The organism is Tenacibaculum sp. MAR_2010_89 (assembly GCF_900105985.1).
Classification (GTDB): Bacteria; Bacteroidota; Bacteroidia; order Flavobacteriales; family Flavobacteriaceae; genus Polaribacter; species Polaribacter halocynthiae.
On the sequence record NZ_FNUB01000005.1, the window covers coordinates 442,448 to 460,407 of the forward strand.

Annotated in this window: 17 protein-coding genes; 6 read left to right on the plus strand and 11 right to left on the minus strand. The window is 30.6% G+C overall.

Annotation, left to right across the window (positions count from 1 at the left end; genetic code table 11):
- Nucleotides 1–19: 19 nt before the first annotated feature.
- The 8 genes from BLV71_RS18500 to BLV71_RS05565 form a co-directional block, all read right to left on the minus strand.
- Nucleotides 20–175 (minus strand): hypothetical protein, encoded by a 156-nt coding sequence (locus tag BLV71_RS18500; protein ID WP_176974358.1) that lies wholly within the window; start codon nt 173–175, stop codon nt 20–22.
- A gap of 25 nt (nt 176–200) precedes the next feature.
- Nucleotides 201–1,727 carry a hypothetical protein gene (locus BLV71_RS05535; protein WP_093869584.1) on the minus strand — a complete coding sequence of 509 codons (1,527 nt, stop codon included), beginning with the start codon at nt 1,725–1,727 and terminating at the stop codon, nt 201–203.
- 162 nt (nt 1,728–1,889) lie between these two features.
- Nucleotides 1,890–3,443 (minus strand): hypothetical protein, encoded by a 1,554-nt coding sequence (locus tag BLV71_RS05540; RefSeq protein WP_093869585.1) that lies wholly within the window; start codon nt 3,441–3,443, stop codon nt 1,890–1,892.
- A 120-nt stretch (nt 3,444–3,563) separates the two neighbouring features.
- Entirely contained in the window at nt 3,564–4,424 is an 861-nt protein-coding gene (locus BLV71_RS05545; protein WP_093869586.1) for a hypothetical protein, read from the minus strand.
- An 81-nt stretch (nt 4,425–4,505) separates the two neighbouring features.
- On the minus strand, nt 4,506–4,925 hold the full coding sequence (locus BLV71_RS05550; protein ID WP_093869587.1) for a phage holin family protein: 420 nt from the start codon (nt 4,923–4,925) through the stop codon (nt 4,506–4,508).
- Entirely contained in the window at nt 4,918–5,349 is a 432-nt protein-coding gene (locus BLV71_RS05555) for a TIGR02594 family protein (protein ID WP_093869588.1), read from the minus strand. The genes BLV71_RS05550 and BLV71_RS05555 overlap by 8 nt, the downstream gene beginning before the upstream one ends.
- A gap of 245 nt (nt 5,350–5,594) precedes the next feature.
- Entirely contained in the window at nt 5,595–5,909 is a 315-nt protein-coding gene (locus BLV71_RS05560) for a hypothetical protein (protein ID WP_093869589.1), read from the minus strand.
- 517 nt (nt 5,910–6,426) lie between these two features.
- A complete protein-coding gene (locus tag BLV71_RS05565) occupies nt 6,427–9,963 on the minus strand; it encodes a hypothetical protein (protein ID WP_093869590.1) in 3,537 nt (1,178 codons plus the stop codon).
- Nucleotides 9,964–10,279: 316 nt separating this feature from the next.
- On the opposite strand from BLV71_RS05565, the gene BLV71_RS05570 reads away from it, so the two are divergent.
- From BLV71_RS05570 to BLV71_RS05580, 3 genes are read left to right on the plus strand one after another with little or no spacing between them, the layout of a single operon-like run.
- A complete protein-coding gene (locus BLV71_RS05570) occupies nt 10,280–11,080 on the plus strand; it encodes a S24 family peptidase (protein WP_093869591.1) in 801 nt (266 codons plus the stop codon).
- An 11-nt stretch (nt 11,081–11,091) separates the two neighbouring features.
- Nucleotides 11,092–11,712: a DUF6973 domain-containing protein gene (locus tag BLV71_RS05575; protein WP_093869592.1), complete on the plus strand. Its 621-nt coding sequence runs from the start codon at nt 11,092–11,094 to the stop codon at nt 11,710–11,712.
- The gene (locus BLV71_RS05580) at nt 11,712–12,395 is read left to right on the plus strand and encodes an alpha/beta fold hydrolase (protein WP_093869593.1); all 684 of its coding nucleotides are present in this window, start codon (nt 11,712–11,714) and stop codon (nt 12,393–12,395) included. Before BLV71_RS05575 ends, BLV71_RS05580 begins: the two co-directional genes overlap by 1 nt.
- Before the next feature lie 104 nt (nt 12,396–12,499).
- Here BLV71_RS05580 and BLV71_RS05585 read toward each other — a convergent pair whose 3' ends face one another.
- Nucleotides 12,500–12,694, minus strand: coding sequence for a hypothetical protein (locus BLV71_RS05585; protein ID WP_093869594.1), 195 nt, complete (start codon nt 12,692–12,694; stop codon nt 12,500–12,502).
- Nucleotides 12,695–12,960: 266 nt separating this feature from the next.
- Here BLV71_RS05585 and BLV71_RS05590 point away from each other — a divergent pair, with 266 nt between their 5' ends.
- The 3 genes from BLV71_RS05590 to BLV71_RS05600 are packed head-to-tail and all read left to right on the plus strand — an operon-like array spanning nt 12,961 to nt 16,422.
- Entirely contained in the window at nt 12,961–13,638 is a 678-nt protein-coding gene (locus tag BLV71_RS05590) for a succinate dehydrogenase cytochrome b subunit (protein WP_093869595.1), read from the plus strand.
- Nucleotides 13,639–13,650: 12 nt separating this feature from the next.
- On the plus strand, nt 13,651–15,666 hold the full coding sequence (locus tag BLV71_RS05595) for a fumarate reductase/succinate dehydrogenase flavoprotein subunit (RefSeq protein ID WP_093869596.1): 2,016 nt from the start codon (nt 13,651–13,653) through the stop codon (nt 15,664–15,666).
- 9 nt (nt 15,667–15,675) lie between these two features.
- Nucleotides 15,676–16,422, plus strand: a complete 747-nt coding sequence (locus tag BLV71_RS05600) for a succinate dehydrogenase/fumarate reductase iron-sulfur subunit (protein WP_093869597.1) — start codon at nt 15,676–15,678, stop codon at nt 16,420–16,422.
- Between the two features lie 291 nt (nt 16,423–16,713).
- Here BLV71_RS05600 and BLV71_RS05605 read toward each other — a convergent pair whose 3' ends face one another.
- Entirely contained in the window at nt 16,714–17,100 is a 387-nt protein-coding gene (locus BLV71_RS05605) for a DUF1573 domain-containing protein (protein WP_093869598.1), read from the minus strand.
- A 19-nt stretch (nt 17,101–17,119) separates the two neighbouring features.
- Complete coding sequence (locus BLV71_RS05610) at nt 17,120–17,914, minus strand: thioredoxin family protein (RefSeq protein ID WP_093869599.1); 795 nt, start codon at nt 17,912–17,914, stop codon at nt 17,120–17,122.
- Nucleotides 17,915–17,960 lie beyond the last annotated feature (46 nt).

A 17,960-nucleotide genomic window follows, 5' to 3' on the forward strand; every position in this document is an offset into this window, starting at 1 on the left:
CGACTAAACTTTTGATTTGTTATTCTTTTTCTTCTAATAAAGGCATTATTATACTTATTGACTTATATACATTGTTTGCTTCTAGTAAACTAAAAACACCTTTACTTTGTGCGTATTCTGTACTTTTAATTAAAAATGTAATTGCTTCCTTTTCTTCTTTCTGTAGGTTTTTCATTTTTTAATGTTTTTATCTACTTGTTTTACCATTCGTTTAAAGTTGTTCTTTTCCATGAATTATTAGCAACACAAACATAAATATAATCTGATGTGTATCTAATGTCTCCTAGATTTCCTGAATCACTAGGTGAGGTAGGTGCTATATTTAATGCACTTACTTTATAAGAAGTTACTTCTAATTCACCACTTAATTTACTTGGTAATTCAACATCTGATTTAATAAAATATGCTTCTCCTGAAACATTTGGTAAAGTATCATTATTAGCCTTTATATAATAAAGATTATTAACAGAAACATCTGATTGGTTCGTACTATCATATTTTAAATCTAAATAATTAAGTGCTATGTCTCCAGTAACTGTACCTCCTATTAAATTAATATCAGAATATGATGCAAATACATCTTTTATAGTTGCTTTAGCATTTGCTAATTCACCTTTTGACCATGATCCTAAAACTGTTTTTATACTAGGGGTTCCAGAGCCTTCAATTTCTGCGTACGCTAAGGCTCCATATACATTGGAAGTGTTCCCTGAACCTTTAAAACTCCCTACAGAATAGGAACCTGCTAATATTCCTGAACTACCAGTTCCAGAGTTTCTTCCAATTAATTGAGCTCCATAAATATTTCCTGAACTACCAGTTCCTTTATAGTCCGCTCTTGATACACTCGCATAAGTAAAATTTGAATTTGTTCCAGAAAAAGAATTATTCAGGTCAAAAAATGCTCCTACATTATTTGATCCATTTATTTCTTCTTTTACCATTGTAATAAGAGATCCCGCTATTGGCTTATCGGTACCTATAAGCATATTTTTTTTAAAATCTATATCCCCTTCAAAAGTTGATTTACCTGATTTAAAATGAAAACTACCGTTTGAATTAATTCTAAATCGTTCAATAGGTTCTGTATTTAAGTAATTAGGAGAAGTACTAAAGGTCATCGCTCCTCCACCATCTCCCAATACGGAAATTCTACCTCCTTTTACTGTAGAAGCCTCACCTGGAATGTTAAATAATATTCCAGTACCTCTTCCTAAGCCACTATTTCCAAAAGTGTTTAAATTTAACGTGTCTACAATATTTGTTGAACCTGATAGTTGTATTGTTTGCTTTTCTGTGTAAGTATTTGCGGTATTTAATTTAGCAAATTGTGTTGTGTCTTCTTTTAAGCCTCTCAAGTTAACTGTAAATGTTGTATTATCATCACGTGTAAAAGTTGCGATGCCATTTTCATCTATTGTTCCAGAAACTAATCGTGCTAAATTAGTGTCATCTATATATGTTGTTAAATCAAGTTCTTTAATTGATTTTCCATCTTTTAGTAAACTCAACTTATTATCAATAATATCAGATAAAGTATATTCTGGTGTTTTTTGTTCTTGTGCAAGATTTACTTCACCAGTTTCGTCAATCACAAATCGTCGATTGGCTTCTCCTTCTGGTTGTTTTGCATCGATATAGCTGTCAATTAAATCTGAAAATTGTTGTTGAGTTGGTTTGTCGCCTTTTTCAAAGTAGGTTTTAATTGTTTTTTTATATTGTTTCATTTTTTATGTTTTACTAAATATATTTTTACTAATAAAAACTTATTACAAGGGGAAATTTCCTTTTGTATTTCTATTGCTTCAGTGTTTTTTGATTTACATAAAAAAGAGACACTAAAAACTAGTTGTTAGTGACTAGACTTTTAAAAAAATGCTTTTTATTTTTTATACAACCTGAGTTGTTATAATATTTCCTGCATTATCAATACTAATTTTATAATTTTTTGTTCCATCTGGTGTTTTAAGTATTACACCCTTTCCTGCATTTGTACTAATATAATCACCTGTGGTAGTCACTTCCATTATATTTTCATCTCCTAAAACTACTTGATTAGATTTAATAGGGTATGCATCATGTCCTAACCCTGAAGAGTTATTTATTTCTTCAAACTCTGTAAAAGTTTGTCTACCTATAGCATTTCCTAAATAGGTTTCATTTAAACATTTTAAAGTATTTAGATCTATAACTTCCCATATAGATATTCTTGGATTTCTAGCTCCAATATTAACTAGTGTTTGGCTAGTTGGGTCAGTAATATCTTTTTCATAAAAAAACAATTTTCTACTTCCTATAGTAAACCCGTGAGAAGTTATAGTTATTTCAGCATTAGATGCTACATCTACAGCTTCAATTACATATTTTTTAGAAGGGTCAGATGATACTACTTTTTTACTTTGTATTAGGTTTGGGTTTAAACTACCAATAAAAGTGTTGTTATTTCCATTAAATCCATATCCTGAATAATCGCCTATAGCTACGTTTCTATCCCCAGTATTTTGACCTAAAGCAAAATAACCATTGGCTACGTTATAATTACCTGTACAATACCTACCTGTCCATCTAGCTCCTGTTATTGTATTGTTCGAGCCTTTAGCTTTTTCTGCTGAAAAAGCTCCAGTAATAACATTATAACTACCTTCTATATCATATCCAGAAGAAAAACCAATACCTATATTGTTAGACCCTTTGACATTTTGTAAAGCTCTAGCTCCGTATGCTGCATTAACACTTCCTTTTGCAGATTTTAATGCATCTCTACCAATACCTAAACTTTTCCAATAATCATCTCCAATAGTAGTTCCGTTATTTACCTTTACACCAAGTCTAAAAAACGGTACACCTTGATGTTCTAATATTACTGCATTTTTATTAGTTATGGTATTATCTTCAAGCTTACCTAAATCTATAGAGTGATTTCCTAAAACAACGTCGTTTGTAGCTCCTGTATATGGTACAAATGAATTATCCTTACTAGAAAAATTGATTACTGGTTGTAATGGGTTGACGGTGTCTATTGTAACATTTGTTCCTGCTTGATATTGAGGAACCGCATCTTTTAAATTACTTAAATCTAGAGTAAATGTAGAATCATCATCACGTGTAAAAGTAGCTATACCATTCGTATCTATACGACCACTAACTAATCTTGCCAAATTAGTGTTATCTAAATATACTGTTAAATCTATTTCTTTAGCAATTATGCCATCTTTTAATAATGCTAATTTATTTCCTGTGATTTCTGATAATGTGTATTCAGGAATATTCAATTTTGAAGCTACTGATACTTCACCAGTTTCATTAATAACAAATCTACGGTTTGCTCCACCTGTTGGTTGTTTAGCATCAATGTAGCTATCTACAAGATCGGAATACTGTTGTTGAGTAGGTTTGTCACCAGTTTCAAAATATGCTTTTAAAGTTTCTTTGTTTTGTTTCATTTTTTACTTTTTTATCGGTTTTATACTTTTTTCTGATAAAAAAGAGGCGCTAAAAACCAGTTGTTAGCGACTAAACTTTTTGTTTTTCAATTGCTCTATTAATATCTAAATATTGTTGTTTTATTTTTCAATTGTAGTAGCAAAACTATTTACTCTAGCTATAAAACTTTTATTTGTTGCGTTAGAATTTGTACTATCTTCATATTCTACGTATAAATCAACTTTTATATTTACATTCATATCTTCTGCTTTCATAATACTTGAGTTAGCTAAGTTTCTTAAATAATAATGTTTAATAGAGCTTGTTTTGTTACCGTTATCTAGAAGTTCTCCAATAGAAAGCCTAATCCATTGAGAAGGTAATGGAACTATTGATTGAAATTCTGTAATAAGTGGTATTTTTTCATTTAAAATGACATTATTAATATTTCTAGCGTCATTTTTGGATTCATATGTATAGAGTAAAACGGAATTAGATACTGTTCCTGATCCATCCCATCCTGTAGAAAACTTAGTATTATTTGACTCTAGATATACTTTAAAAAATATTTTATTGGGTTCTATACTACCTATTGGTGGATTAGTAGGTGCAATATATGATTCACCTATAAAATTAAATATTGCTACTCCTTGAGTGCTATTGATTACATTTCCTGACTGTGAAAGAGAAATCTTTGAGGTAGAATTATTTCCTACACCTTCAATGTTGTTTTGTAAAAAAAATTTAGGATTAAATATTGATGGTTTGTTTTTAATAAAATCAGATTGTGTGCTATCGATTTGATTCCAATCAGGTTGTTCTATATTTAATTTTGAAGCTATTGATACTTCACCATTTTCATCAATTATAAACCTACGATTAGGTTCACCTGTTGGTTGTTTGGCATCAATGTAGCTGTCTACTAAATCGGAATACTGTTGTTGAGTAGGTTTGTCACCAGTTTCAAAATATGCTTTTAAAGTTTCTTTGTTTTGTTTCATTTTTTACTTTTTTATCGGTTTTATACTTTTTTCTGATAAAAAAGAGGCGCTAAAAACTAACAGTTAGCGACTAAACTTTTTCTATTTCTTTTCTTGGTCTTTTTCTTCAGTTATTTGATCTAAAGTATCTTTTAGACCACTTTGTTTTATTAAATTAAGTAGAGCTTTAAAGGGGTTAACTCCGTAAATTTTATTAAAATTTTCTAAAATTGATTTTATTTCAGTAACAGCTATAAAGCCTGCAATTATTTTTAAGAAAGGCACTTCGTTTACAATATGTTTTTCTAAAAAATAAGCGGATATAATTACTAAATTATAAATGAAAAATTTAGATATCGTATTTGCAATTTTTCCACTTTTTATAGGTATTTGTAATTTTAATGCAGCAAATGCTCCGGTTATAAAATCAACCATAATTAAAAACATCATGGTAGTTAACACTCCATTTAAAGGTGATAGTAAAGCTAACAACCAAAAAATGATATGTGTTATTTTATCCATTTTTTCTTAATTTTCTATATTCTAGAACTCTTTTTTTTGGGTATGCTTTTATACTTACACTGTTTCCTTGATTGCCGCCTAACAGGTAAACATATCTTTTAGATTCTTTTATTAAAAAAGCAACATGTCCTTTCCAGCTATTAGGAGATTCTCTCCATAAAACAACTACATCACCTGGTTCGGGTTTATTTGATGAGGTGCCTACGGTTAACCAACTTCTAGCTGTTAACTTATTTGAATATTCGTAGCCCGCTTGTTTAGCTACCCAACTAGCAAAGGCACTACACCATGCTGTCTCGTCTTTAAATTTTGCTCCATCAACCCCTAACGATGTAAAGTAATTTACAATTTGGGGGTGGTCTTTAGAGCCTCTTATTTCTTTTACGCCATATTGTGATAACGCTGTTGATATTAAACTATTCATACAAATGTTTGATTTTAAGCGTTAGCAGACAAAACTTTTAAGTTTCAGATTCTTTTTCTTTTTTTTCTATACCTGATGGAAGTTTAATCTAACTTTTTCGGTTTCTGCTTAACATTAAAAAGGTTAATAAATAAATGAACTATTAGAAAAGCAATACAAATATATAACATATTACTAATTAAATCAAAACAAATTACATGTTTTTTTGTAAATTGTTTTAATGTATTGGTTTTTAAGCTTTTCCTTTATTGAAATAAATAAATCCATTTTTTTATATAAGTAGTGTCTACAAATACACTGTTTTTTGTGTCTATTTGTATTGTAAAACTGTATGAAAAATTAAGAATGGTAAATCGTATTCCGCATCCTTCAATTTCAATACCTAGTTTTTTTTGAAATTCATTACAGTCTTCTTGACGAATACACTCATTAGCGGTTATTAATATGCTAAATAACCTTATAGCTGCTTTAATAATGACTGAGAAGCATATTTGAAAATTTCCTTTTAGAAAAAAATATTTTGAAGCTTTATTGTTGATAATAGAAAGTGATTCCGACAAACCACTACATTGTTTTTTTTAGAATTTTAAAGATTCGTTCGCACAAAAATGTGGGTGCAGTTTTGGATAAGGTTTTCATGGCGTTGTTTTTTAATTTCATATGCATGTTAAACATACAAACATATGTTTTAAAGCGCTGTTAAAATGATACTATAGTTTTGTTAAAGTATGATTTTGATTTATTGGCTGTTTTAAGTTTCTGGTAAAAAGAGCCTGTTTTTTAGACGGTTATTTACTTATCATATAAAAAATATTACCTAAGTTGTAAATTATTAACAAGTCTTTGGGTTAATTTAATAGCTAAATCAATTAAGGGAGGAAGTAGTATTTTCTGTTTTTTTATCTTATTTGTTCATATACACTTTAACCTTGGCGTTGAAACATGTTTAGGAAAAAGGAATATTAATTTTTTAAAAGTTAGATTTATAAAAAGATATTAGAACTGATAGGGAGGAATTGTAAAATTATTCCTCCCTATCACAAATTCATTTAAAATGAACTTTTATCTAATAAATATTTAAGTTACGGTATTTGTTTGACCAATAATATCAAAGTCAACACCATCTGGTGATGTTTTTACACTACTAAACAATCCGCTTTCTTCACAATCTGGATTACATGGTAAGCCCCCTTCATTTAAAGACACAGAATCTGCTTGTAATATAGTCAATGTAGTTGGTACTCGTGTTTCCCAAGTTCCTTCTACTTCTCCTTCTATTGATTGCATTTCTTCTGTAATTGACACGTATAAATCATCGTCCATATCCGTTACCATTCCTTGGCCGTTCCAAATTTCTCCAGTTTTTATATACCAATTTACAGCCTCTTCAAATCCTGGACGTACTGGTACTACTGATCTGGCCATACCGCTTTGTAAAAAAGCTTGAAAAATAGGGTCACTTCCTTCATTATACTCAAAAGAATCTTTCCAGTTTTCTTTTTCAGCATAGAAATATGGGTAAAATGTATAAGCCATAATTTCCCAATCAAATGCTTGTTCAAAAAACTTAACAATTTCAGCATGTTCCTGTAATGGTTTTCGATTATCTTTAAGGTCTACATTAGATCCTTCTTTATAATGATCTCCAGCTGATTTGATATTGTTAAAAGGGTGTGTTATCAAGTCAATAGCAATACGTTTTAATTCACGCTTTTCTATGCTTCTATTAATTTGAGAACTTAATTCTTTTTTCTTTTCACCTGTGGTGTTACCAATATTTTGAGTTAATACATATTCATTATATTCTCTAACTCTATCATTGTATGCGTCTAAAATAGTTTTATAGGTTTCGTTTTGCCATTCTTGATAGGTTTCTTTTGATCTTTCACAAAAAACAGTAACATTAAAGTACCCTGCATAAATATTTTGGGCATAGAATGAAAACGGAATATTTTCTTTAAACGTTCCTGAAAAGTTGTAAAAATGTGAATATCCTGTTCCTCCAATTACTGTTTTTCTATCACTACCTAAACCTATGGAAAGATCTGCTTCATAGTGAGTTGTTCCTGCCCACCAGTTATAAGATGATCCTTTTTTACCTACAGTCCAATTTACAGTTCCTTTTGAGGCAACATACCCTTTAGGAACATCTATTTCATTAAATACATATCCATTAGCAGTATATGTTTGGTCATCTTTTACAAATGACTTTCCAATTTTTATTGATTTGTCAACTGGAGAAGCTACATCTGCGTTGTATTTTGATGCATAAAATTGATAGTTACTCTCATTTAATTGTCCTGCATTTGTAATGCTTATTTTTTCAGGTTTTTTAGGGGTAATAGCATCATTATTATTGGTTTCCTTAAATTTTAAATATTCTTTAATGTAAAATTTTGCTGGTTCTGGCAACGCAAATTCATACATTAAGCGTTTACCATAATTAATTAACTTGTTTTTATAAATTTTATCAACCCAACGATATACTCCTGTAACATGTTTATCTCCTTTGCGGTTGTCAAAACCATGAGTATTATTTTCTTCATACTCTCGTAATATTCGTGAAGTACGCTTCGTACTAATTTTTTGAACTACACGTTCCAGTGCTCTTTCTGTTACATCTTGTGCGTAAGTTTGTGCTTCTAAATTTGAATTTGAGGCAGAATTTGAAGATGATGAATTGTAATTAGTTCCAGCACTAAAGCTAATACCAAATTTTTCTCCACTAACGCTAGCATTTGCTCCAAAATTATTGGCTTTATCTTTGTTCACAACTGATGAAACCTCATTTTGCAATTCGTTACGTTCTGTAGAAGTTGTGTCGGTTAAGTTTTCTACTTCTTTTTCTGAAGTTGTTTCAGATGTTTGTTCTGATACATTTAAATTTCTTGTAGAGCGTTCTTTATATTCACGTGCCATGATATTTTCAATATGAGAAACTTCTCCAGGTACATAGCAACAAACTTCTTGCTCAACACGCCTAAAATCAGCAATTCCTAATTGAGATACTCCGTGTAGTACAGTTTCTTCTATATTCGTAGTTCCTGAACCTGTATCTTCTCCTCCTTCTAAAACTTGACAAACACCAGAGTAGCGACCGCTATATCTAGCCATAGTTCCAAATACTAAATAATCTTTAGAAATAAATAAAGAAGAGTCGAAACTAAGCTTTACTCCATTACTTAAAGTTAATTCACCTGAAAAGTCACAATTTCCTATAGGAACGGGTAATAAACTTCCTGTGTCAGGGAAAAGTTGTAAACTTAATAAACCATTTGTTTCAGAAACTTTTCTTATTTCAGTTCTTGAAAATGTGGTTCCAGAACTATGCTTAAGTGTATAAGATGCATTTATAACATTGATATTCTCGTTCCCAACGTTCAAAATCATAGAAATATAATTATATCCATATGTAGTTGATGGTGATATTCCTCCAAAATAAGAGTATAATTTAACCCCGTTTAAAGGGTTTACAATTACATTTGAGCCTCCTATATTAATTTTCTCAATCTCTTTTGGTGTATTGTCAAGTATGTTTTTATATTCTTCTCTTATTTTTTCTTTTAAAACTGAAGAAACCTCCCTAAAGCTAGTAAGTTTTTTTAACTCTTCTGACTTTAATAATTTTTTAGTTTCTTGAGAAAAACTATTGCCATCTTCTGAATTTCCAACACTATCTCCATCTCTTGATATTTCAGTTTTCTCTTGAAATTCAAATTTTGGTAATTGTAGTTCTGGAAATACGTCTACTTCCTTTGAGTATCCTTCTTTATTTAAAAGAGTTTGTTTGTTAGGGATAGCGTCTCTTTTAATTTGAGTAATAGAGGCGTCGTATGTTTTTAATTCACTTTCATAACGTAACTTTTCTTCCTTTTTATGTAGTAATTCTGCTTGTTCGAGTTCTTTTAAAGAAATTTCATATTGTTTAATCCTATCTTTTGTTAAGGCGGTTTCTAAATGGGATTTCAAGTGTTTTTGAGAGTCTCTTGATGTACTAGAATCAATTCCGTTAGTTTTTTTTTGAGCTGCAATAATTATATCCTTAGGTATGATTATGCTTGCCTTCGCTCTACGTGTAAACTCTTCTTTTTCTTTTTTTGCAAAAATTGGAGACCCGCCTTTAGGTATAATTGTAGGTTGAAAATTTTTAAACCTTTCTAAAAACTTACGACCGATTAACACTTGAATAATTGATTCTCTTACTGTGGTAGATTTTTTATTAATAATGTTATAAAAAAGTTGATCCCACATTACTTCTTCAAAATCTACGATTCGTTTACTTACTCCGTCTTTTGGTAAGTTTTTTGTTATATTTTCAAATGTAAGATTGGTTTTGTTTCTCCCCAACCAAAGTGAAAACCTGTACAATTCTGAATCTGCAGCTTTTACACTAGAGCGTGTTTTGTATGGAGTGAAACCTGTTTTATACGCTGCTAATAATATTGTTGTTTTTTCTTCTTTATTTACTATTCCTTCAATAGCTGTAAGCGCCTTGTTGTTTAAATTTTGACCTTCTGGAAATGAAACAAAACCTGTTTCTTTGTCTTCAATTGTTTGTGGGCTTCGTAATGTTACAAACCTAAATAGGTTTGATTTAATTGGTTTTTTACTCATTTTAATAGATTTTAATTTTTTTAAATAAGCTCAATTGAGCAACTGTTTTTTGCTTTTCTAACAGTTTCTGCTTCGTGTTTTGAACTTAATTCAATAAAATGTTTGAATTAAAAGGATGAGGTTTTAAAAAAATGATTGAAATCAAGTTAAAATCTCTAAAACGCAATTACCAAAACTATACAAATGTTTGATTTTTAAAGTTTTTTTGTATATTAGCAATTAATTACAGTGCAAATATAACACATTTTACAAATTAAACAAAACAAAAGTTTAATTAATTATGTAAAATGTTTAATTTTTTCAAAAATATGAAGGTATGGGGATATCAGAAAAAATAGCAACTATTAGAAACGCTTTTAATTTAAATAATTTCTCTTTTTCAAAACGAATTGGAGTTACTGGAACTACTGTAGATAGTATAATTAATGGAAGGCCACAGGCAGATGGAACTAGAAAAAAAACGAAGCCTGGATATGATGTTCTTACTGCGATTATTAATGAATTTAATATAAATCCTGATTATTTATTTGGAAAAAGTGATGTTATGCTAACGTCTGAAGTAAAAAATACTCCAACATATTCTGGAGTTCCTCAGGTGGTATCTGTTAATGAATCAGGTAATGAAAATGTAATTTATGTACCTATTCAAGCAAGAGCTGGGTATTTAAATGGTTATGGAGATTCTAATTATATTGAACAATTACCTTCTTTTCATATGCCACATTTAAATAATGGAACCTTCCGTTGTTTTGAAGTACAAGGTAATTCTATGGTGCGAACGTTTTTTGACGGCGATTTGGTTTTTGGTAAGTATGTTGAAAACCTTATTGACATTAAAGATGGTCGTGTGTATATTATAGTTAGTAAAAATGATGGTATCGTGTTAAAAAGAGTTATTAATAGAATTCATGAACGTGGTAAGCTTATTTTAAAAAGCGATAACAAGGATGGTAATTATCCAATGTATACTATAAATGCCGAGGAAATTATGGAGGTTTGGTATGTTTCTATGTTTGCGTCTAAGCAAATGCCTGAGCCAGTTGATGTTTATGATAGGTTGCATGATTTAGAAAGTAAAATTGTTGAATTACAAGAGCAGGTTAATAGCAAAAACTAACATAAACATTCATGTTTAAAAAAATTCTGTTGTTGCTCATTTTTACAAGCACTTCTTTGTTTTCTCAATCAAATTGGGGGAAATTTAAACAGCTGTCTACTCCAAAAAAGGTTTGGGTGTTTTTTCATCCATTCAAAGCTAAAAAAGCATTGCTTATTTCAAAAGAAGCATATAGAGTTGCAGACTCCATTCAAAAATCACCTTTATTAGATGGTGATGCTTCTGGTGGGCAAGTAGACGCTTTTCGTCATGCTTTTTGGATGGCTCGTTTACGTCAAAAAATAGGTAAAAAGGCTGCCCGCTCTCTAGGTAGAGCTCATGAAAAAGAAAATTATCAGACTTTTCAAAAGCGTAAATTAGAAGATGGTGTTGTTCCTGATAAAATATCTTCTTCTATGGATTTATTTAATAATGATGTTGGGTTAACTTTTACTAAAAAAGGAAGTGTAGCCTCTAAAGAAGGATTGATTTATCAGATAATAAACGCCATACATCAAGGAAGATTAAAGATTATTAAAAAAGATAAACGAGGTAAGTTTTTAACTTGTAAAGGTGCTGTTATTTCAAATGAATCGTTACAAGGGAAATGGGTAAATAATAAGTGTTTGGTGTTTTCTAATAAAAAAAGTTGATGCAAAAAGTATATTTTATCTCAGGCACTATGTGTACCATTGATTTATGGCAATTTGTGTTTCCTAAATTAGAAAATGTAAAGCTAATTCATATTGATATTACGCATGCTATTTCTTTTAGTGAAATTAATAATATTATTTTAACTGAAATTGAAGAGCCAGCGATAATTGTAGGGTTTTCTTTAGGTGGGTTTTCTGCTATGAATTTCGCTGTTACTTATCCAGAAAAGGTAAAGCAATTAGTAGTAATTGCAGCGAATACTAACGGATTGAATCAGAATGAAATTCAATTACGAAAAAGCACAATTGATTTTTTAGAGAAACATAAATATAAAGGTATTTCAAAAGTTAGAATTCAGCAGTTTCTTCATTCTAGCAACCATCAAAATGAAAAAGTTATATCTATTATCAAAAAAATGGATAGTGATTTAGGTAAAGAGGTTTTAATACGTCAACTAAAAGCTACTTCTTCAAGAGTTGATATTTCTGAGGAAGTTTCAAAATTAAAAATCCCTATTTTATTTATTTCGGCCGAAAATGATGCTTTAGTTTCATCAAAAGAGATAAAAGTGATTGCTAATAATGCCTTAAAGGGGAGGCATGTTAGTGTTAAAAACTGTGGACATATGATTCCTATTGAAAAACCAGAAGAGATAGCTGAGATGCTAAAAATCATAATATAGTTGCTAAAAAAATAATCCTTAAGGTTAAATCTTCAAGGATTATTTTAGATTAAAACGTACTTTACTATTTAAAATTTTAAAATGGGGGGATTTCAATTTTTAGATTAAATTTTTTCCCACCAACATCCTAAACAGTTAACGGAAGTATTACAGCCACTTCCTGTGTCTAATCTTTTTTCAATACCTCCATTATTTGTAGCATATGCGCAATAACGAACGTCTAATTTTCCTCCTAGAATTTCTTTTTGTTCTTTTTTTGTAAGAATTGATGACTTTAAAAAATCTAATTGAGTTTTCATTTTCTTTTACTTTTTGGTTAGTTATTTCAAAACTAAGTGTTGTATTTTACTTTTCACTCACCCTTTTCGGGTGATTCTTTTAAGCTGTTGATATCGTTCTGTACTGTTTATCAGTTTGTAATAGTGTTTTCCATTTTCTACTAATGATTAGTGAAAGCAGTTTATTTATACCCATTCTAAATATTTAATAAAACAATTCGTAAAGTTTGTTCAAGTAGCATGTACCACTTAAATTTGTACTTATTATTTAATCAATAAACAAAATAATGAGCGGATTACTAAAATCTTCTATCGGAAGAAAGTTTGCCATGGCACTTTCGGCATTCTTCCTGATGTTTTTCTTATTACAACATTTTGCAATTAACATTACCTCGATTTTTCCAGATGATGGAGCAACATTCAATAAAATGTCGCACTTTATGGGGACAAATCCGTTAATTCAATATGTAATGCAACCTGTATTAATTTTCGGAGTTGTTTTTCACTTTGTAATGGGATTCGTCTTAGAATTAAAAAACAAGAGTGCACGTAAAGTAAGTTATGCTAAAAATAACGGAGCAGCAAATTCTACTTGGATGAGCAGAAACATGATTTGGTCTGGTTTAGCGATTTTGGCGTTCGTGGTATTACACTTTATTGATTTTTGGTTTCCAGAAATCAACACCAAATTTATAAAAGGTGATTGGAGTGGATTACATGATGGAGAGTTAAGATACTTCCATGAGTTACAACACAAATTTTTAAACCCAGCAAGAGTTGGTGCTTACGTTGTAGCATTCGGATTCTTAGCAATGCACTTATTACATGGGTTTAATTCTGCATTCCAATCAGTTGGAGCAAATAATAAATATACTAAAGGATTGAAAACATTTAGTAAAGTTTATGCAATAGGTATTCCTGTTGGATTTATAATTATCGCTTTATTTCACCATTTCAATCAATAATACGAAACAAGTATGGCAACTTTAGATTCAAAAATTCCAAAAGGTCCATTAAAAGATAAATGGACAACTTATAAAGATAAAATTGACTTGGTAAACCCTGCCAACAAACGTTTAATAGATGTTATTGTTGTAGGTACAGGTTTAGCAGGTGGTTCTGCTTCAGCTACATTAGCTGAGTTAGGATACAACGTAAAAGCTTTTGCTTATCAAGATTCACCTCGTAGAGCACACTCTATTGCTGCTCAAGGAGGAATCAATGCTGCAAAAAATTATCAAGGTGATGGTGATTCATTTTACCGTTTATTCTATGATACTGTAAAAGGAGGAGATTACCGTTCACGTGAAGCAAACGTTCATCGTTTAGCTGAGGTTTCTGCAAATATTATTGATCAATGTGTAGCACAAGGAGTTCCTTTTGCTCGTGATTATGGTGGTTTGTTAGATAACCGTTCGTTTGGTGGAGTATTAGTATCTCGTACTTTTTATGCAAAAGGTCAAACTGGACAACAATTATTGTTAGGAGCATATTCTGCAATGAATCGTCAAATTGCTCGTGGTAAGATTGAAATGTTCAATCGTCATGAAATGTTAGATGTAGTTATTGTTGATGGAAAAGCTCGTGGTATTATAGCTCGTAATTTGGTTACTGGTGAAATAGAGCGTCATTCTGCTCACGCAGTAGTTATTGCTTCAGGAGGTTATGGAAATGTATATTTCTTATCAACCAACGCAATGGGTTCTAATGCAACTGCAGCATGGAAAATACATAAAAAAGGAGCGTATTTCGCTAACCCTTGTTATACACAAATTCACCCAACGTGTATTCCACGTTCAGGAGATTATCAGTCTAAGTTAACGTTAATGTCAGAATCATTACGTAATGATGGACGTATCTGGGTACCAAAAAACATGGAAGATGTAATGGCAATTAGAGAAGGTCGTAAAAAGCCAACTGATTTGTCAGAAGATGAAAGAGATTATTATTTAGAAAGAAGATATCCTGCATTTGGTAACTTAGTACCTCGTGATGTTGCCTCACGTGCAGCAAAAGAGAGATGTGATGCTGGTTTTGGTGTTAACGCAACTGGTGAGGCTGTATATTTAGATTTTAAATCAGCTATTGACCGTTATGGTAAAGAGCAAGCAAAATTAAAAGGTATTAGTAATGCATCTGCTGCTAAGATATATGAATTAGGACAAGCTATTGTAGAAGCAAAATACGGTAACTTATTCCAAATGTATGAAAAGATTGTTGATGACAATCCATATGAAACACCAATGATGATTTATCCGGCAACACACTATACAATGGGTGGTGTTTGGGTTGATTATAACTTAATGACAACTGTTGATGGTTTATACTGTATTGGAGAGGCAAACTTCTCTGATCATGGAGCAAACCGTTTAGGGGCTTCTGCATTAATGCAAGGTTTAGCTGATGGGTATTTTGTATTACCATATACAATTGGAGATTATTTATCTGGAGATATTCGTACAGGTAAAATTCCTACAGATTCTAAAGAGTTTGATGAAGCTGAAAAAGAAGTTACGGATAGAATTAATTTCTTTGTAAATAATAAAGGAGAGCATTCAGTAGATTATTACCACAAAAAGTTAGGAAAAATTATGTGGGAAAAATGTGGAATGGCTCGTAACGAAAAAGGTTTAAAAGAAGCAATGGCTGAAATTAAAGCTTTACGTGAAGATTTCTGGAAAAACGTAACAGTACCTGGCGATGCGAATGAAATGAATCCTGAGCTAGAAAAAGCAGGTCGTGTAGCAGATTTCTTAGAGTTAGGTGAATTGTTTGCTAAAGATGCTTTAGATAGAAATGAATCTTGTGGAGGTCACTTTAGAGAAGAGTCTGTTGAGTTAGATGGGCTTCAAAAAGGTGAGGCTAAGCGTAATGATAAAGATTATGCATATGTAGCAGCTTGGGAATATAAAGGTGAACCAGCTGATGCAGTTTTACATAAAGAAGAATTAGAGTTTAACGATATTGAATTAAAACAACGTTCATACAAATAAGATAGTATTATGAATTTAACACTTAAAATTTGGCGTCAAAAGGGTGCAAGTGATAAAGGAAAGATGGTCGATTATAAAGTGACCGATATTTCTGAGCATATGTCTTTCTTAGAAATGATGGATGTATTAAATGAACAATTAATTAATCAAGGTGAAGAGCCTGTTGCTTTTGATCATGATTGTCGTGAAGGAATTTGCGGAATGTGTTCAATGTATATTAATGGAGAAGCTCATGGGCCTGATCGTGGTGTAACTACATGTCAATTACACATGCGTATGTTTAAAGATGGTGATACAATTACTATTGAACCATGGAGAGCTGCTGCTTTTCCTGTAATAAAAGATTTAGTAGTTGATAGAAGTTCTTTTGAACGTATTCAACAGTCTGGTGGATATATTTCTGTAAATACTTCAGGAAATACTCAAGATGCTAACGCTATTCCTATTTCAAAAGAAGCTGCTGATAAAGCTATGGATGCTGCAACTTGTATTGGTTGTGGAGCATGTGTAGCAACTTGTAAAAATTCTTCTGCAATGTTATTTGTTGGTGCTAAGGTGTCTCAATATGCTTTATTACCTCAAGGACAAGTAGAAGCTACTGAACGTGTTAAAAACATGGTAGCTCAAATGGATTTAGAAGGTTTTGGTAACTGTACTAATACAGGAGCTTGTGAAATAGAGTGTCCTAAAGGTATTTCTTTAGAAAATATTGCTCGAATGAATTCTGAGTTTTTAAAAGCAAACTTCAAAGGATAAAAAATATTTTTTTTTGCATATAAAAAAAGCGAAGTTGATCAACTTCGCTTTTTTATATTCTTCACTTATTCCTAATATTAGAACGCTTAAGGTTTTTTTTATTTAGTAAGTGAAAATAGAGATACTTTTGATTTTTGTTGATTAACCAAGCATTAAAATTCGGGGGGATTGAAATGTAAAAACAATCACAAATTCAAAGGTTTTATAAGTTTATTTAAACTTATAAAAAAAACCTGAGTGAAAACTCAGGTTTTTGTTTGTTATACCAAATAGGTTAATTAGGTTTTATAATTAAACCTTGGTTTTATCTTTTTTTAATTTTGAAACAAATCCCTTTATTTTAATCATTGTTCTCTTGTTTTTAGCGTTTGAATAGATAGTTACCGCTTTTGAAAAACTTCCAGGTCTGTTTGTGTCATAAGAAACCTCTATTTGACCCTTTTTACCAGGCATAATCGGTTTTTCTGGTTTTTTTGGAACAGCACACCCACAAGTAGATTTAATCTCTTTAATTATTAAAGGAGCGTCTCCAATATTAGTAAACTCAAATGTTCTTGTTCCTTCAGATCCTTGAGCTATCTTTCCATAATTGATAGTCTCTTTTTCAAATTTGAACTCTTGGGCTGAACTTGTTATTGATAATAGGCAAATAACTGTAAATAATAATAATGTTTTCATAATATATAAATTTAGGGTATTACTGGTTTATTTCTGTTTTAATTTTCTTAATCATATTAGCTATGTTTTTATCATTAGGATCTAATTTTTGTGCTTTATTATAACTACTTAAAGCTTTATTATAATTTTTAGTGGTAAAATAAGCTTCACCTAAACTGTCAAAAACATTTGCTTTGTATGGGTACATTTTGGTGTTTAACTCAAAAACGAATACTGCCTTTTCTAGTTGATTTGAGCGTAATAATTTATACCCATAAGTGTTTAACTCTCTACTACCCTTTGTAAACTCAGCTAGTGAAGCGGCTAGTTTATTTTCTTCATTTTTTAATTCTTTTATTGTTTTTTTCTCCAGCATTTTATGTAAATACTCAACCACAATGTATTGTGGTGAATATTTTTTCCTACTTATTATAGTAAGTATGTCTCTTTCAAAATCTTGTTTTGGGTATTCTACTATTCGTGCTACTTCTTTGTTGTTTTTATAAAAAATGAATGTTGGCACTCTGTGTATATTTAATCCTTTTTCTTCTCCATTAGGAGATGCTTTATAGGCTTCTGGCTTTTTATCTACAGCAATCACCTCTAATTGACTTTTATTAAAATGAGTTTCATCAATTACTTTATAAAATTTTGGTAATTCTCGTTTACTATCTCCACACCAGCTTCCATAAAAAGCTTTAATAGTATAATTTTGAATAGAATCTTTTAATTGGGTTATAATTTTATCATTTGTTAAATAACTATCGTAATTTTTTTTAAACCATTTAAAATTTTCATTCTCAAAAGCTTTTTTGTTTGTTTTTCCCAAAAGCATTGGTTTTCCTTTACTATCTTTTGATAGAGTGTTGAGTTGTTGTCCT

What these genes read in the sequence shown, in the direction of transcription:
- BLV71_RS05535 (WP_093869584.1), bottom strand. Translation starts at nt 1,727, where the DNA reads ATGAAACAATATAAAAAAACAATTAAAACCTACTTTGAAAAAGGCGAC.
- BLV71_RS05575 (WP_093869592.1), top strand. Translation starts at nt 11,092, where the DNA reads ATGTTTAAAAAAATTCTGTTGTTGCTCATTTTTACAAGCACTTCTTTG.
- BLV71_RS05595 (WP_093869596.1), top strand. Translation starts at nt 13,651, where the DNA reads ATGGCAACTTTAGATTCAAAAATTCCAAAAGGTCCATTAAAAGATAAA.
- BLV71_RS05600 (WP_093869597.1), top strand. Translation starts at nt 15,676, where the DNA reads ATGAATTTAACACTTAAAATTTGGCGTCAAAAGGGTGCAAGTGATAAA.
- BLV71_RS05610 (WP_093869599.1), bottom strand. Translation starts at nt 17,914, where the DNA reads ATGCTTTTGGGAAAAACAAACAAAAAAGCTTTTGAGAATGAAAATTTT.
- BLV71_RS05590 (WP_093869595.1), top strand. Translation starts at nt 12,961, where the DNA reads ATGAGCGGATTACTAAAATCTTCTATCGGAAGAAAGTTTGCCATGGCA.
- BLV71_RS05570 (WP_093869591.1), top strand. Translation starts at nt 10,280, where the DNA reads ATGGGGATATCAGAAAAAATAGCAACTATTAGAAACGCTTTTAATTTA.
- BLV71_RS05555 (WP_093869588.1), bottom strand. Translation starts at nt 5,349, where the DNA reads ATGAATAGTTTAATATCAACAGCGTTATCACAATATGGCGTAAAAGAA.
- BLV71_RS05565 (WP_093869590.1), bottom strand. Translation starts at nt 9,963, where the DNA reads ATGAGTAAAAAACCAATTAAATCAAACCTATTTAGGTTTGTAACATTA.
- BLV71_RS05540 (WP_093869585.1), bottom strand. Translation starts at nt 3,443, where the DNA reads ATGAAACAAAACAAAGAAACTTTAAAAGCATATTTTGAAACTGGTGAC.
- BLV71_RS05605 (WP_093869598.1), bottom strand. Translation starts at nt 17,100, where the DNA reads ATGAAAACATTATTATTATTTACAGTTATTTGCCTATTATCAATAACA.
- BLV71_RS05545 (WP_093869586.1), bottom strand. Translation starts at nt 4,424, where the DNA reads ATGAAACAAAACAAAGAAACTTTAAAAGCATATTTTGAAACTGGTGAC.
- BLV71_RS18500 (WP_176974358.1), bottom strand. Translation starts at nt 175, where the DNA reads ATGAAAAACCTACAGAAAGAAGAAAAGGAAGCAATTACATTTTTAATT.
- BLV71_RS05550 (WP_093869587.1), bottom strand. Translation starts at nt 4,925, where the DNA reads ATGGATAAAATAACACATATCATTTTTTGGTTGTTAGCTTTACTATCA.
- BLV71_RS05580 (WP_093869593.1), top strand. Translation starts at nt 11,712, where the DNA reads ATGCAAAAAGTATATTTTATCTCAGGCACTATGTGTACCATTGATTTA.
- BLV71_RS05585 (WP_093869594.1), bottom strand. Translation starts at nt 12,694, where the DNA reads ATGAAAACTCAATTAGATTTTTTAAAGTCATCAATTCTTACAAAAAAA.